This window comes from Patulibacter ginsengiterrae, from assembly GCF_056269115.1.
In genome coordinates this window covers 29,188-44,134 of the sequence record NZ_JBWDOG010000020.1, presented here as the reverse complement: position 1 = coordinate 44,134, position 14,947 = coordinate 29,188, and the positions used below count along the sequence as shown (strand labels likewise).

Annotated in this window: 13 protein-coding genes; 3 read left to right on the top strand and 10 right to left on the bottom strand. The window is 71.8% G+C overall.

Annotated elements, in window-relative coordinates:
* Positions 1–6: 6 nt before the first annotated feature.
* Positions 7–987, bottom strand: a complete 981-nt coding sequence (locus ACVUH9_RS19620) for an ROK family protein (RefSeq protein ID WP_475760019.1) — start codon at positions 985–987, stop codon at positions 7–9.
* A 21-nt stretch (positions 988–1,008) separates the two neighbouring features.
* Here ACVUH9_RS19620 and ACVUH9_RS19615 point away from each other — a divergent pair, with 21 nt between their 5' ends.
* A complete protein-coding gene (locus ACVUH9_RS19615) occupies positions 1,009–2,289 on the top strand; it encodes an LCP family protein (protein WP_475760017.1) in 1,281 nt (426 codons plus the stop codon).
* Between the two features lie 65 nt (positions 2,290–2,354).
* Here ACVUH9_RS19615 and ACVUH9_RS19610 read toward each other — a convergent pair whose 3' ends face one another.
* From ACVUH9_RS19610 to ACVUH9_RS19600, 3 genes are all read right to left on the bottom strand, one after another.
* Positions 2,355–2,669 carry an FmdB family zinc ribbon protein gene (locus tag ACVUH9_RS19610; protein WP_475760015.1) on the bottom strand — a complete coding sequence of 105 codons (315 nt, stop codon included), beginning with the start codon at positions 2,667–2,669 and terminating at the stop codon, positions 2,355–2,357.
* A gap of 25 nt (positions 2,670–2,694) precedes the next feature.
* Positions 2,695–3,078, bottom strand: coding sequence for an FmdB family zinc ribbon protein (locus ACVUH9_RS19605; RefSeq protein ID WP_475760013.1), 384 nt, complete (start codon positions 3,076–3,078; stop codon positions 2,695–2,697).
* A gap of 197 nt (positions 3,079–3,275) precedes the next feature.
* The gene (locus ACVUH9_RS19600) at positions 3,276–4,526 is read right to left on the bottom strand and encodes an alpha/beta hydrolase (RefSeq protein ID WP_475760011.1); all 1,251 of its coding nucleotides are present in this window, start codon (positions 4,524–4,526) and stop codon (positions 3,276–3,278) included.
* Positions 4,527–4,850: 324 nt separating this feature from the next.
* On the opposite strand from ACVUH9_RS19600, the gene ACVUH9_RS19595 reads away from it, so the two are divergent.
* Together ACVUH9_RS19595 and ACVUH9_RS19590 are read left to right on the top strand one after the other, a co-directional pair.
* Positions 4,851–6,227, top strand: a complete 1,377-nt coding sequence (locus tag ACVUH9_RS19595; protein WP_475760009.1) for a glycine--tRNA ligase — start codon at positions 4,851–4,853, stop codon at positions 6,225–6,227.
* Positions 6,228–6,297: 70 nt separating this feature from the next.
* Entirely contained in the window at positions 6,298–6,954 is a 657-nt protein-coding gene (locus ACVUH9_RS19590) for a class I SAM-dependent methyltransferase (protein WP_475760007.1), read from the top strand.
* Between the two features lie 12 nt (positions 6,955–6,966).
* Here ACVUH9_RS19590 and ACVUH9_RS19585 read toward each other — a convergent pair whose 3' ends face one another.
* The 6 genes from ACVUH9_RS19585 to ACVUH9_RS19560 all read right to left on the bottom strand — a co-directional run bounded on the left by ACVUH9_RS19585 (position 6,967) and on the right by ACVUH9_RS19560 (position 14,944).
* On the bottom strand, positions 6,967–7,596 hold the full coding sequence (locus tag ACVUH9_RS19585; protein WP_475760005.1) for a TetR/AcrR family transcriptional regulator: 630 nt from the start codon (positions 7,594–7,596) through the stop codon (positions 6,967–6,969).
* Positions 7,597–7,689: 93 nt separating this feature from the next.
* Entirely contained in the window at positions 7,690–8,223 is a 534-nt protein-coding gene (locus ACVUH9_RS19580; RefSeq protein ID WP_475760003.1) for a hypothetical protein, read from the bottom strand.
* 42 nt (positions 8,224–8,265) lie between these two features.
* Positions 8,266–10,752, bottom strand: a complete 2,487-nt coding sequence (gene lon / locus ACVUH9_RS19575) for an endopeptidase La (protein ID WP_475760001.1) — start codon at positions 10,750–10,752, stop codon at positions 8,266–8,268.
* Entirely contained in the window at positions 10,749–11,225 is a 477-nt protein-coding gene (locus ACVUH9_RS19570; protein WP_475759999.1) for an Hsp20/alpha crystallin family protein, read from the bottom strand. The genes lon and ACVUH9_RS19570 overlap by 4 nt, the downstream gene beginning before the upstream one ends.
* Positions 11,226–11,781: 556 nt before the next feature.
* Complete coding sequence (locus ACVUH9_RS19565; RefSeq protein WP_475759997.1) at positions 11,782–12,579, bottom strand: MBL fold metallo-hydrolase; 798 nt, start codon at positions 12,577–12,579, stop codon at positions 11,782–11,784.
* 139 nt (positions 12,580–12,718) lie between these two features.
* On the bottom strand, positions 12,719–14,944 hold the full coding sequence (locus ACVUH9_RS19560; RefSeq protein WP_475759995.1) for a 3-hydroxyacyl-CoA dehydrogenase NAD-binding domain-containing protein: 2,226 nt from the start codon (positions 14,942–14,944) through the stop codon (positions 12,719–12,721).
* Between the last annotated feature and the right edge of the window lie 3 nt (positions 14,945–14,947).

Here is a 14,947-nt window from a genome sequence, read left to right as displayed (position 1 = left end):
GAGCCATCAGCGGGTGCCGGCCTGCTCCAGCTCCTCGAGGGCCAGCACCGCGCCGCCGACCATCCCGGACTCGGCCCCGAAGCGGGCGATCTCGACCCGCGCCAGGTTCGACGGTGGCCGCGCCCGCCGTCGCGCCTCCGCTCGTGCCGGCGCGAGCAGCAGCTCGCCCGCCGCCGAGGCCCCGCCACCGATCAGGACGACCTCGGGATTGAAGATGTTCATCGCGTTGGCGATCCCGACGCCCAGCAGGGTCCCGACCCGTTCGACCGCCGCTCCGGCAGTCCGGTCGCCGTCGCGGGCCGCTTCCACCACCGCCTGACCGCTGATCGGCCGCCCCTCCGCCCGCAACCGCGCCAGCGCCGATTCCGGGTGGTCGGCCGCGAGCCGCTCGCCCTCGCGACCGAGTGCCGTCCCGGAGGCCAGCGCCTCGAGGCAGCCGCGGTTGGTGCACGCGCCCTGGCAGGTCGGACCGTCGAAGTCGACGACCATGTGGCCGAGCTCGGTGGCCGCGCCGGTCGCACCCCGCAGCAGCTGCCCCGCGGCCACGACACCGCTCCCGATGCCGGTGCCGATCGTCAGCAGCACGGCGTCCGAGCAGCCCTGGGCCGCCCCTCCCCGCCACTCGGCGAGCATCGCGCAGTTGGCGTCGTTGTCGAGCGTGACCGGGAGCTGCAGGCGATCCTGCAACAGGTCCCGAACCGGCACGCCGTCGAGCGGCTGGTGGACCGTCGAGACCGCCACGCCGCGGGCCCGATCGATCAGCGAGGGGATCCCGACGCCGACCCCGGTGATCGGGCGCCCGGCCGCTTCGTTGCTGGCGACGAGCTCGCGAACCTCGTCGACGACCAGCCGCAGCAGGTCCTCCGGATCGTCCGATCGAGGGGCCAGGCGAAAGGCCCGGCGGAGCACGTGCAGCCGCTCGTCGACGAGCCCAGCAAGCAGCTTGGTTCCGCCCAGATCGACCCCGATGACGCAGCGCGCCGGCACGCGCGCCACCATATCCCGTTGATGCAAGGCCCCGACGACGACGCGCCGTCCGGCTCGTCCCCGGACGACGACGCGCCCTACACCGTCTATGGCGGAGGCCGTCGCGCGCCCCGGCGCGCGGCGCGGGACGACGACGCCCGGAGCGGACCGGAGCGGGACGACACCCCGTCGGGCAGCGGCCGACAGGGCGATCCGCCTTACACGGTCTATCGCGCCCAGCGCCGGATCGGTCGTGGCCGCGCGGCCGGCGCCGGGCAGGACGCGCCCGACCACGGCGAGCCGCCGCCCGGCGACCGCCGCGAGCGGCGCCGCCGTCGACGCTCCCAGCGGAGCCTGCCGAAGCGGCTGCTCCGCTACGGCCTGACCTTCGTCGTCGGCTGGGTCGCCCTCTCGCTGGTGCTGTTCGTCGTCTCGGCGACGATCCACCAGCAGACCGGATCCGTCGACGCCGTGCTCGGTGGCGGCGGCGCCCCGTTCACGCCGACCAACGTGCTCGTGCTCGGCACCGACGCGCGCCCGCCGGGCTCGAAGGAGCCCGGCGCCGAGGGCAGCAGCGGCGCCTCGCGGACCGACACGATCATGTTGCTCCGGACCGGCGGCTTCTCCAACGCGAAGCTCTCGATCCCGCGCGACACCCTGGTCTCGCTCCCCGGGCACGGCCTCCAGAAGATCAATGCCGCCTACGCCTTCGACGGGGCCCGCGGCGCGGTCAACGCCGTCGAGTCGCTGACCGGGATCGAGGTCAACCACGTCGTCACGATCGACTTCGAGAACTTCCCGGAGCTCGTCGACGCGATGGGCGGGATCAACTACAAGGCCAAGACCTGCCTGACCTCGGACGTCAGCGGCGGCGCCGCGAAGCCCCGCGCCGGCGTCACGGTCGGCAAGGCCAAGCACACCGGCGGCACCTCCTTCCGGCTGAAGAAGGGCGAGACCTACCGGCTCAACGGGACGGCGGCGCTCGCCCTCGCCCGCGTCCGCAAGAACAGCTGCGACGCCGGCCAGAACGACCTCAACCGCGCCCAGCGCCAGCAGCAGATCCTCAGCGGCATGAAGAGCCGGGTGCTGTCCCCGGTCGGATTCCTGCGGATGCCGTTGATCGCCTGGAAGGCCCCGCAGGCGGTCCAGACCGACATGTCCGGCTTCTCGCTGCTCGGCGTGGCGATCAGCCAGTTCCTGCCCGGCGGCGGGTCCTCGGCGGTCCTCAAGCCCTCGGGCTACGGCCAGGCGGCCGACGGCGGTCAGGGCCTGGTCATCTCCCCCAGCGAGATCGCGCGGGCCCGCCGGAAGTTCGACAAGTAGCGGTCGCTCGCGGACCTCGGCGGCCCGTCGACGAGTAGCGGTCGCCCGCGGGCCTCTGCGGCCCGCTAGGACGCCCGCGGCGGCTTCGGCCGCTTCGGCGGCGCGGCGACGGCCTTCGCCCGCGCCTCGCGCTGCTGGCGCATCTTGTCGTCGTGCGCGTCGGCGCCGGCCTCGGCCGCCCGCTCGAGCTCGCGGTTGCCCCTCGCGGTGCCGACGTCGTTGGTGTAGAAGCCGCTGCCCTTGAAGTGGATCGCCGGCGCGTGCAGCACGCGCCGGACCGGCTCACCGGACTCGGGGTCGACGGTCAGCGGCTCGTCGGCGAACTTCTGGAGCACCTCGAAGGTGCTCCCGTCCGGCCGTCGGTACTCGTAGATCGGCACGTTCGCCGGGACCGCCGGTCGGGCGTCAGTCGCTGCTGCCGGTGCTGGCCGCAGGCTTCTTGCTGCCGCCGTCGGACGAGCTCGAGGACGACGAGCCGCTGTCGGACGACGACGAGGACGACGAAGCCGCGGAGTCCGACGACGACGAGGAGGACGAGTCCCCCGAACCGCTTCCGGACGAGCCGCCGTTGCTCTCGCTCGAGCCCGAGGCCGCGCCGCCGACCGGGCGCTTCTTGGTCCCGTAGTCGGTGTTGTGGAAGCCCTTGCCCTTGAAGTGGATCGCCGGCGCACTCAGGACGCGCTGGACCGGCACGCCGCTGTCGGGGTCGTGCGTGAGCGCATCGTCGGCGAACTTCTGCAGAACGTCGAAGGTCGTTCCGTCGGGGCGGCGGTACTCGTAGAGGGGCATGGCCTGTCCAGTATAGGACGCTCGTCGCCAGACAGACCCCCCACTGTTGGCACTCTCACACGATGAGTGCCAACGGGACGCCGGAGGCGGCCGGCGGAGGGCCCGGCCGATGACGCCGCGGGCCCTCGAACGACCGCGGCCGCCCGCCCTGCCGACGGCGTCGGATCCAGGCCCGTCCTGCGCGGGACCGGTCCGGGTCAGTCGGCGGCGGCCGCCACCTCCGGCGCTGCGACGGGCGCCGCCTCCACGGGCCGAGCCGCCTTCGTCGCGCCGCCGGCCGCACCGCGGGCCGCAGCCCGGGTCGCCGGGGCGATCTCCAGCATCCCCCGCATCAAGGCGGTGATCTCGAGCATCGCCGCCCGCGGCCGGCGCCCGACGCCGAGCGTGTTGGCGAAGCCGTGGATCAGGTCGGGCATCCGCCGGGCCAGGACCGGGGTCCCAGCGGCCGCCAGGGCAGCGGCGTAGGCCTCACCCTCGTCGCGGAGCGGATCGAAGCCGGCGGTCACTAGCAGCGCCGGCGCGAGCCCGGAGAGATCGTCGGCCCGCAGCGGCGAGACCCGCGGGTCGGCAGGATCCGGCATGTCCGGGCGGTTCGGATCCCCGAGGTAGTGACGCTCGCACCAGTCCATCGAGGCCTTCTCGAGGTAGAAGCCGCTCCCGAAGCTCGTGCGCGAGGCGTATTCCGTCGACCAGTCGGTCGCCGGGTAGAGCAGCAGCTGCATCGCCAGCGACGGGCCGCCGTCGGCCTCCTCGCGGGCAGCGGTCTGGGCGACGATCGCCGAGAGGTTGCCGCCGGCGCTGTCGCCGCCGACCGCCAGCCGCTCCGGATCCGCACCGAGTGCGGCAGCGTTGGCCGCAGCCCACCGCCAGGCGGCGTCGGCGTCGTCCGGCGCGGCCGGCCACGGGTGCTCGGGCGCGAGGCGGTACTCGACCGACAGGACCAGGATCCCGGCGCTGCGGCAGAGCATCCGGCAGAGCGCGTCGTGCGAGTCGCGGTCACCGAGGACGAAGCCGCCGCCGTGGAAGAAGATCAGCATCGGCAGCGCGGCGGCCGTCGGCTGCCAGGTCAGGGCCGGATTCGCGACGCCCCCGGGCCGGTAGAGGCGGGCAGGCAGCGGACCGACCGCGCCGTCGACCTCGAAGTCCTCGACCGAGGCGACGGGGATCGTCCGCCCCGCGGCCACCAGCGCCTCGTGCCGCAGCGTCTCGCGCGCCTGCGGCACCGCCTGCTCGTGCCAGGCCGGGTAGTGCATCCGCCTGCGCAGCTCGAGCATCGCCTGCGTGGGCGCATCGAGGATCTGGTCCTCGCGGCGGATCCGGCGTCCGACCCGGACCCGGCTCTCCGGGCCTCCGGTCGCGCCCAGCGCGGCGAGCGCGCGGCGTTCCACCCTCCCCCGCGGGTCGAGCCGCGGCGGAGGCGCGGGGTGGGACGAACGGCGTCCGGGCATGGCCGAACCCTACCGACGGTTGCATTGGCCGTCGACACGAGTGGACGACCCGCTGGCCCCGGAATCAGAAACTCCGACCGAGCTAGGGCAGGTCGGCTCGCCTCCTCGCCGCCCCCTCGTGCATCCACTCGTCGCCGAGCCCACCGTCGTCGAGGCGATCCTGCGCGAGCAGGGCCGGATCCGACCCCCGATGTGCGGAAGCCGCTGGCCCCGCGTCGGCAGCAGCGACCGAACGCGCGGCGGCGATCGTCGCGCTGCCATACCAACCGGAACGATCGTCGACCTGACCGAGGTGGAGCGGGGCGATTGCGTACGCTCCGACCTATGGCCTCCGACGTCGTGACCATGGACAAGATCGTCGCCCTCTGCAAGCGGCGCGGATTCGTGTTCCCCGCTTCGGAGATCTACGGCGGCATCGCCAACACCTACGACTACGGACACTACGGCGTCCTGCTCGTCCAGAACGTCAAGGCCGAGTGGTGGAAGGCGATGCTCCAGGACCGCGACGACATCGTCGCCCTGGACTCGGCGATCATCCAGCATCCAAGCGTCTGGCAGTCCTCGGGGCACCTCGACGGCTTCAGCGATCCGCTGGTCCAGTGCATGGGCAAGTGCAAGAAGCGCTTCCGCCTCGACCACCTCCAGGAGGCCGCGGTCGAGGCCGGCGAGGACCCCACCGCGGTCATCTGCCCGAACTGCGGCGGCGAGCTCTCCGAGCCGCGCGAGTTCAACCTGATGTTCAAGACCCAGATCGGCACCGTCGAGGACACCAGCTCGACGGTCTACCTGCGGCCCGAGACCGCCCAGGGCATCTTCGTCGACTTCAAGCAGGTCCTCGCGATCTCGCGCAAGAAGCCGCCGTTCGGCATCGCCCAGATCGGCAAGTCGTTCCGGAACGAGATCACCCCCGGCAACTTCATCTTCCGCACGCTCGAGTTCGAGCAGATGGAGATGGAGTTCTTCGTCCCGCCGGCCGAGTCGACCGAGTGGTACGAGCACTGGAAGGCGACCCGCTTCGGCTGGTACACCGAGCTCGGCGTGCGCGAGTCGCACTTGCGCCTGCGGCCGCACGACGAGGATGAGCTGAGCCACTACAGCTCGCGCACCGCCGACGTCGAGTACCTGTTCCCGATCGGCTGGTCGGAGCTGGAGGGCGTCGCCGACCGGGGCGACTTCGACCTCTCCGCCCACGCCAAGGGCGCGAAGACCAAGATCGAGGTCTACGACGAGGCGACCAAGGAGCGCTACGTCCCGCACGTGATCGAGCCGGCCGCCGGCGTCGGCCGCGCGACCCTCGCCTTCCTCGTCGACGCCTACGACGAGGAGCACGTCGAGGGCAGCGCCGACGACATCCGCACCGTCCTGCGCCTGCACCCGCGCCTGGCCCCGGTCAAGATCGCCGTCTTCCCGCTGGTCAAGAAGGACGGCCAGCCGGAGCTCGCCAAGCAGATCCGCGACAGCCTCCGCCGGGTCGGCCAGACCGAGTACGACGAGAGCGGTGCGATCGGCAAGCGCTACCGCCGTCAGGACGAGATCGGCACCCCGTGGTGCGTGACCGTCGACCACCAGTCGCTCGAGGACCAGACGGTCACCGTCCGCGACCGCGACTCGCTCGAGCAGGTCCGGGTCGCGATCGACGAGCTTCCGGCCCTGTTCGCCGGGCGGCTGGCCCAGCCCTGGGTCTCCCCCAAGGCTGATTGAGGCTCACCCGCACCCGCGGGCCCTCCGCGGGCCGGACCGGCGGTAGCCGGACCGGCGGTAGGGTCGACAGATGAGCACGGTCGACCATCCCCACTTCTCCCGCATCTGGTCGTGGATGATGCGGCACGAGCCGGCCGACGTCGGCCGGGCCCGCCGGGAGCTGCTCGAAGGGCTCGAGGGGCGCGTGCTGGAGGTCGGCGCCGGGACCGGGTCGAACTTCCCCCACTACCCGGCGACGGTCTCCGAGGTCGTTGCCGTCGAGCCCGACCCGCTGCTGCGCACCGAGGCTGTGGCCGCCGCGGCGGCCCTCGCCGGCGATCCCGCCCACGCTCCGCGGGTGACCGTGCTCGACGGGACGTTCGAAGCGCTGCCGCCGAACGACGGCCCCGCCTTCGACGCTGTCGTCTGCTCGCTGGTGCTCTGCTCGGTGCACGACGTCGATGCGTCGCTGGCCGCGGCCTTCGCCGCGCTCCGGCCCGGTGGTGAGCTGCGCTACTACGAGCACGTCGCCACCGATGGCTGGCTCGGCGGCCTCCAGCGGACCGTCGACGCGACCTTCTGGCCGCGCGCGTTCGGCGGCTGCCACACGCACCGCGCGACGGTTCCCGCGATCCTGCGGGCGGGCTTCGAGCCGGTCCGCCACCGCGACCTGCGGACCGCTCCCCGCTGGGCCCCGGTCCCGGTCTCGCCGATGGCGCTGGGCGTGGTCCGGCGTCCGCTGGCCTGACCCGGAGCCCGGTCAGCCGCTGGCGGCCGAGCGGTCGACGTCGCGCAGCAGGCCGCTGGCGGCGAGCGCCGCGACCTCGATCGCGCCGTCGAGGTCGCGCGAGGGATCGGCGAGCAGCCGTAGCGACATCCCGTACCCGAGCCCGAGGAAGACGTCGGCGATCGTCTCGGCCCCGGCCACCAGCTCGATCACGCCCTCGGCCTCGAGCTGGCGCATTCGCGCGGCGATCGCCTCGGTCATCCCCTGCATCACGCTCGCCAGCTCGATGGCGATCTCGGGGTTGCGCTGGGCGAGCGTGTAGAGCTCGAGCAGCATCACCACGAACTCGGGCTCGTGCCGAACCGTCGCCTGGAGCGAGCGGACCCACTGGGCCACCAGCTGCTCCGAGTTGGTGGCGCGGTCGAGATGCGCGGCCATCGCGGCGAAGCGCACCTCCGAGTCGCGACGGGCGACCTCGACGAGCAGCTTCTCCTTCGAACCGAAGTAGTAGTGCAAGAGCCCGCGGGAGACGCCTGCCTCTCGCGCGACGTGGTCGAAGGTCGAGCCGGCGACTCCGCGCCGGGCCACGCTGGAGCGCATGGCGTCGACGATCCGCAGCGCCTTGTCGGTCGCCAGCTGGCGACCGGAGTCGTTCGTACCCACCAGCTCAGGATACCTGGCTGGCTGGCCAGCCGGCCACTGCCGTGCCGCGGTCCGGGGCGCGCCGCTGACGGCGCGCCCCGGGTCGCGTCAACGTCAGTTGTTGCTGGCGGTGGAGGCGGCGGCGGCAGCCGACGCGGCCGAGCCGTTCGCGCTCTGGGTACCCGCACCGCTGGGCGCCGGGGTGCCAACCGAGTAGTCGAGCTCCTCCTCGGGGCCGAAGACGAGGTCGAGCGCCTTGCCGCGCAGCGCCGGGACGGTCGCGACGGCAACGGCCGAGCCGATCGTCCCGAGCACCAGCAGTCGGAAGAACCCGCCCTTCTTCTTCTTCTTGGCCGGCTTGGACAGCGACTTCTTCGCGTCGAGCAACGCGCCGGAGGCGTTGCGCAGCTCGCTGTGCACCTTCTTGTCCTGCAACAGGGCCTGCGGGCCGGTCCCGGCGACGCGCGCGTAGGCCGTCTTCGCGGCCTCCGCGAGCTGCCGCAGGTCGTCGTGCAGCTCCTCGTTGTCGAACAGGTTGCGGACGGCGTCTTCGCGGGCGGCGATCTGCTCGCCCGCCTTCTTCGCCTGCTTCTTGGCGCGCTTCGTCTGCTTGCGCAACTGCTTCTTGGACTGCGTCGTGAACGCCATGGTCCTCCGTCTCGGGGTCGTGAGGCCGATCTCGGTACGAGCCTATCGTCCCGTGGGCGTGGAACCGCCACTCCGGGAGTGTGAAGGCGCCAATGCCTCGGCCAGGACCTCTTCTACCCGGTCGACCCAGACGAAATGCATCCGCGATCGGAGCGGCTCGGGGATCTCGTCGACGTCGCGCTCGTTCTCCCGCGGGGCGATCACGGTGGTGACGCCGTAGCGCTGCGCCGCCAGCGCCTTCTCCTTGAGGCCGCCGATCGGCAGGACGTCGCCGGTCAGGGTGATCTCGCCCGTCATCGCGACGTCGTCGCGGACCTCGCGGCCCGACAGCAGCGAGGCCAGCGCGGTCGCGATCGTGATCCCGGCCGAGGGCCCGTCCTTCGGCGTCGCGCCGGCCGGCACGTGGACGTGGATGTCGTGCTCGGCGAACCACCCGCTGGGCAGGTCCGGGGCCACGACGTCGAGGTGCCCGCGGACCCAGGTCAGCGCCGCACGAACGGATTCGGTCATCACGTCGCCGAGCTGGCCGGTCGTGGTCAGCGTCGGCGTCTTGCCGGACGCCTCCATCGCCGCCGCCTCGACGAACAGCACGTCACCGCCGACGGGCGTCCAGGCGAGCCCGGTCGCGACGCCCGGCCGACGGGTCCGCTTGCGCAGCTCCTGGTAGGAGCCGTCCCAGGGGCCGCGGCCGAGCAGCTCCCCGACCCGTTCGCTCGAGATCGTGATCCGCTTCGGGCGGCCGTTGGCGCTCGTCTCCGGCTGCTGCTCGCCCTCGACGATCTCGCGGGCGATCTTGCGGATCACGCGGCCGATCTCGCGCTCGAGGTTGCGGACGCCGGCCTCGCGCGTGTAGTCGTCGATCAGCTTCCGCAGCGCCGGATCGCCGAACCGGATCCACGAGCGCCGCAGACCGTGGCGGTCGAGCTGCCGCGGCACCAGGTAGCGCTTGGCGATCTCCAGCTTCTCCTGGGCCGTGTAGCCGGCCAGCTGGATGACCTCCATCCGGTCGCGCAGCGGTCCGGGCACGGTGTCGAGGGTGTTGGCCGTCGTGATGAACATGACCCGCGAGAGGTCGAACGGCACGTCGAGATAGTGGTCGCGGAAGCTGCTGTTCTGCTCCGGGTCGAGGACCTCGAGCATCGCGCTCGACGGGTCGCCGCGGTAGTCGGAGCCCATCTTGTCGATCTCGTCGATCATCAACAGCGGGTTGTTCGACCCGGCGTCGCGCAGCGAGCGGATGATCGTCCCCGGCATCGCGCCGATGTAGGTCCGGCGGTGCCCGCGGATCTCCGCCTCGTCGCGGACGCCGCCGGCCGAGATCCGCTCGAAGTTGCGGCCCATCGCGCGGGCGATCGAGCGGCCGAGCGAGGTCTTGCCGACGCCCGGCGGGCCGACGAAGCAGAGGATCGAGCCGCGGGCGTCCGGCTTCAGCTGGCGGACGGCGAGGAACTCGAGGATCCGGTCCTTGACCTTGTCGAGGCCGTGGTGGTCCTCGTCGAGGATCGACCGCGCGTGGACGAGGTCGAGGTCGTCGTGGGTCCGCTCGTTCCACGGCAGCGAGACGATCCACTCGAGGTAGGTGCGGATGATCCCGTGCTCGGCCGAGGCCTGCGGGATCGACTCGAGCCGCCGCAGCTCGCGGTCGGTCTGGGTCGCGACGGTCTCCGGAAGATCGAGCGCGGACACCTGCTCGCGGAGGTCGTTGAGCTCGGCCTCGAGCGGATCGCTCTCCCCCAGCTCCTCCTGGATCGCCTTCAGCTGCTGGCGGAGGACGTACTCCCGCTGGCCCTTGTCGAGCTCCGACTGGACCTGCGACTGGATCTCCGACCCGATCGAGATGACCTCGAGCTCACGGGCGAGGATCGCCATCAGCTGCCGCAGCCGGGCCTTGACGTCGAGCTCCTCCAGCAGCGCCTGCTTCTCCTCCGTCCGCAGCCGCAGCGAGCCGGTGATCAGGTGGCTGAGCGCGATCGGGTCGTCGATGTTGGCGACCGCCAGCTGCAGCTCCTCCGGCAGGTACGGAACCGCCTCGACGATCTTGGAGAACGTCTCCTGGACGCTGCGCTGGAGCGCGGTCAGCTCGGCGCTGCTGACGCCCTCGCCACCGTCGCCCTCGATGATGTCCGGGGCCTCCTCGACGTTGGCGACGAGGTACGGCTCGGTCTGCTCGAAGTCGACGATCCGGACCCGGTGGGTGCCCTGGACGAGCAGCCGGAGCGTGCCGTCGGGGACCTTCAGCATCCGCACGACCTGGCCGACCACGCCGACCAGGTGGACCTGCTCCGGCGTCGGCGCCTCGACCTCGGGATCGCGCGAGGCGACCATCACCAGCCGCCGCGCCCCGGCGAGCACGTCGTCGACGAGCTTGACCGACCGCTCCTGGCCGATCGCGAGCGGGATCATGGTGTCGGGGACCGGCACCACGTCGCGCAGCGGCAGCACCGGCAGCGGGCCGCTGACGTTCGGCGCCCCCGAGCCCGTGACCTCGACCTCCTGGGCTTCCCCTGTATCGGCGATGATCTCGATCACGACCGCTCCCCGTCGTCGCTGACCTCGATCGGTACGTTCCGGCGCGCTGGCTTCGGCTGCTCCAGCGGTAGCTCCACGCGCAGGATCCCGTCGCGGTAGGTGGCCCGCGCCTCGTCGGCGACGACCTCGGCGCCGAGCTGGACGACCCGCCGGAACGGGCCGGTGCCGATCTCCACCTGCTGGTAGGCGCGGCCCTCGGCCTCGCCGGCCGCCCGGCTGCCGGCGAGCACCAGCTCGCGGCCGCGGATCTCGATCCCGACCCGCCCGATGTCGATCCCGGCCAGGTCCGCGTGGACGACCGCCCGTGCCGGGCCGCCGTCGGGGGTCTCGTAGAAGACGTCGACCGCCGGCTCGAAGCCGACCCGATGCAGACGTCCACCGAGGCTGCGATCGAGGACGCCGCCGAACAGCTCGTCCATCTCGCGCCGCATCCGCTCGAAGTTCGCGAACAGGTCGCCCTCGCGTGACCGCATGCACGGAATCTACCCCTGCTGGCCCCGCCGATGTCCTGATGGTCACACCACCGAGCGCGTGTGTGGTGGTGGGAGGCGATGACATCGGACACGCGACGTGACGTCGGTGAGCCTTCGCGCGCCAGCCGCGCCGGGAACGACCGGCCGGCGCAGCCCGCGCCGCCGGGCCTCGGCAGCCGAGAGCGGCAGGACGGATCCCCCGCCCAAGACGGATTCCCCGCGGCGCGAGATGTGCGGACCCCATCGACGATGCGATCGGCACATGCCGGCCAGGTACGACGACGACGCGCGGTTTGCGTCTGAGGAGCAGGTCCGGCGAGACTGCCCGCCCGCAGCCCTGCGCCGGTCAGCGTGGGCTGACCACCCGTCGATGCGTTCGAGGTGTTCGTGGACCAAGCAGGTCGGTGCACGCGAACCGCGAAGCCGCGCGGTTGCGTCTGAGGTGGTCGTAGGCCGAGCAGGTCGCCACCGGGAAGCGAGAGCTGGACGCCAGTCCTGCCGAGCGAACCAGGTGGCGAGATGCGACGGCATACGGCCGCCTCAGACCAACCGCCGACTAGAGGTGGTAGACCGCGTCCGCCCGGGCGATCTCGATCGGTACCCCACCCGCCGCCTCGGTCGCCCGTTGGAGGGCCACCTCGCGGTCCTCCTCGTCGGAGATGTGGGTCAGCACCGCGCGGTCGACACCGGCCCGGCGGGCGTGGTCGCCGGCCTCCTCGGCGGTCAGGTGGCCGCGTGGCCCCGAGCGCTCGGGCCGCGGCAGGGTCGCCTCGATGAAGAGCAGGTTGGCGCCGCGGGCGAACTCGACCAGCTCGTCGCTCGGCGCGGTGTCCGCGCCGTAGACGAACCGCTGGCCGGTCACCGTCGAGACGATCTCGACCGCATAGGCCGGCACGAAGTGCGGGACCGGCTGGAAGCGGATCCGCAGCGGCCCCAGCTCGAGGGTCGCTTCGGGGGCGTACTCGCCGGCGCGGAAGGCCCGCTCGACGAGGTCCGGCATCCCCCAGGCGGTCATGATCGTCCGCATCACCTCGAGGCCGCCGGGCGGCAGGTGCAGCTGCGGGCGGGCCGGGGTCTCGGTGCCCGGCCACGGCGGCACCGGCACCGGCTGCTGGCGCGGGGCGAAGAACAGCGCGTAGCTGTAGGGAACGAGATCGAGCGTGTGGTCCGCGTGGCAGTGCGAGATCAGGCACGCGTCGAGATCGACGTAGTCGATCTGCGCGCGAAGCTTGCCGAAGACGCCGTTGCCGCAGTCCAGCAGCAGTCGGTAGTCGCCTTCCTCGATCAGGTAGCCGCTACAGGCGCCGTCGACGTCCTGCCACGCGGGCGACTTCCCCAGGATCCTTATCCGCACACGGGTCCCTTCAGCACGATCGGCACAGTCTAGGGGCCGCTGCTCCAGAACGGAGGCCGGCGAAATGGCCGTTCCGCCTCTGGTGCGCGTGGACCCCGCGGAGGGGGCGGACCGTCCGCCCCCTCCGCTGTCCTCGGGACTAGGCCGTGGCGGCGACCGCGAGGTCGTCCGTGTAGGTCTCGCCGCGCTCGGCCTTCTCGACCAGCGACGCCGGCGGGGTGAACCGCTCGCCGTAGGCCTCGGCCAGCTCACGCGCCCGGGCGACGAACCCGGCCGGGCCGGTCGTCTTCTTCGCGGGGTCGCGCGGGTCGACGTAGCCGTTGATGTACTGCAGCGAACCGCCGGTCCAGGCGGGGAACCCGATCCCGAAGATCGAGCCGATGTTGGCGTCGGAGGCCGTCTCGAGCACGCCCTCGTCGGCGCACTTGACCGTCTCGAGCGCCTCGGCGAAGAGCATCCGCTCCTCGAGGTCGACCAGCGAGATCTTGCTCGGATCCGCGACCGGCGGGAAGGCGTCCTTCAGGCCCTTCCAGAGGCCCGTCCGCTTGCCGTCCGCGTAGTCGTAGAAGCCCTTGCCCGCCAGCTTGCCGCCGCGGTCGAACTCCTCGAGCATCCGGTCGACGACCTGCTCCGCCGGGTGCCCGACCCAGGTGCCGCCCTCGGCCTCGATCGCGTTCTTCGACGCGTCGCGGATCTTCCGCATGAGGTTGAGGTTCAGCTCGTCCGAGAGCTGCAGCACCGGCGCCGGGTAGCCGGCCTGCGAGCTGGCCTGCTCGATCGTCGCGGCCGGGATGCCCTCGAGCAGGAACGCGAGGCCCTCGTTGATGAACGTCCCGATCACGCGGCTGGTGTAGAAGCCACGGCTGTCGTTGACGACGATCGGCGTCTTCTTGATCTGCTTGGCCAGATCGAGCGCCCGCGACACGCTGTCGTCGGACGTCTCGGCGCCCTTGATGATCTCCAGCAGCGGCATCTTGTCGACCGGGCTGAAGAAGTGCAGGCCGATGAAGTCCTTCGGCCGCGAGACGCCCTCGGCGAGGCCGGTGATCGGCAGCGTCGAGGTGTTGGAGCCCAGCAGCGCGTCGGGCTTCAGGAACGGCTCGATCTCGGCGAAGACCTGGGCCTTGACCTTCGGATCCTCGAACACGGCCTCGATCACGAGGTCGGCGTCCTGGGCGTCCTTGGCGTCGGCGGTCGGGGTGATCAGCGCCAGCAGCGCGTCGCCCTTCTCCTGGGTCGAGCGGCCCTTGGCGATCGCCTTGTCGACCAGCGCCTTCGAGTAGCCCTTGCCGCGGTCGGCGGCTTCCTGCGAGACGTCCTTGAGGACGACCTCGATGCCGGCCTTGGCGCAGACGTAGGCGATCGCGGCGCCCATCATCCCGGCGCCGAGCACGACGGCCTTGGTCGCCTTCCAGGTCTCACGGTCCTTCGCCCGGCCGCGGGCGCCGCCCACGGTCTGGAGGTCGAAGAAGAACGCCTGGATCATGTTCTTCGAGACCTGGCCGGTCACGAGGTCCACGAAGTAGCGGCCCTCGATCTCGATCGCGGTGTCGAAGTCGACCTGGGCGCCCTCGACGGCGGCCGACATGATGTTGACCGGCGCCGGCATGTTGGTGCCCTTGATCTGCTTGCGCAGATTCGAGGGGAACGCCGGCAGGTTCGCCGCCAGCTTCGGGTTGCTCGGGGTGCCACCGGGGATCTTGTAGCCCTTGACGTCCCAGGGCTGAACGGCCTCGGGGTTCTCGGCGATCCACTTCTTGGCCGCGGGCAGGAGGTCTTCCGGCGTCGCGACGAGCTCGCTGATGACGCCGATCTCCAGCGCCTTGCCCGGGCGCAACCGCTGGCCCTGGAGCAGGACCTGCATCAGGCCGTTGGCGATGCCGAGCATCCGCGTGATGCGGGTGACGCCGCCGCCGCCCGGCAGCAGGCCGAGCGAGACCTCGGGCAGGCCGAGCTGGATCTTCGGGTCGTCGACGACGATCCGGTGGTGCGTGGCCAGCGCGATCTCGAGGCCACCGCCGAGGGCGGCGCCGTTGATCGCGGCGACGACCGGCTTGCCGAGCTTCTCGAGCCGGCGCAGGTCGCCCTTGATCTCACGCAGGTTGGTCGCGACGGCCTCGGCGTCCTCCGGACGCGCCTTCTTGAGGTCGTTGAGGTCGCCGCCGGCGAAGAAGGTCTTCTTCGCCGAGGTGATGACGACGCCCTTGATGCTGTCCCGCTCAGCCTCGAGGCGGTCGACGGTCGCCGTCATGGACGCCTTGTAGGCGGCGTTCATGGTGTTGGCGGACTGGTTCGGATCGTCGAGGATCAGGTTGACGATCCCGTCGCCGTCCTGTTCCCAGCGGATGGTGGTGCTCTCGGTCATGGC